The 389-nt window shown below is 50.6% G+C and carries 1 pseudogene; it reads left to right on the top strand.

From position 1 onward, the window contains the following. Window positions 1-244 (top strand): annotated as a pseudogene (locus tag ADK28_RS29855) (DNA-binding protein); the annotation flags it as partial. Window positions 245-389 lie beyond the last annotated feature (145 nt).

Here is a 389-nt window from a genome sequence, read left to right as displayed (position 1 = left end):
CCCTTTTCTGCAGATAGCGAAAGAAGTGAAAGCACCACGTGAACGGCTCAGCCTGGCGCTTAATGCGGGATTACAGGTGACGGCGCTGGACGCTCTTTTCTGGTTCGGTTGCCAGCGTATGGCGGCGGATGTGCTGCGACTGCGTAAGACAGCAAGGGTGATTGCGACCTCAGAAACCGACGTCTTCGACACACTGACGGGGACAACTCGCCGGGTTCCTGTTTATCGATATGATGGCATGTAACGCTCCCTCGTGATGCTCCATCTTTACAGGATCCGATCTTTACTCTTTCACGTCCCGTCGCCCCGTTTATCAGGTTGCAGGTGATAAATGACGTCTTTATAAACATCTAATATTCAGTTGAAACACATTGTTAACCATTGGTTCT

The sequence above is a fragment of the Serratia sp. 506_PEND genome, from assembly GCF_001076875.1.
Taxonomy (GTDB): domain Bacteria; phylum Pseudomonadota; class Gammaproteobacteria; order Enterobacterales; family Enterobacteriaceae; genus Serratia; species Serratia marcescens.
The sequence above is the reverse complement of the archived record's forward strand: the minus strand, read 5'-3'. Positions and strand labels throughout refer to the sequence as shown.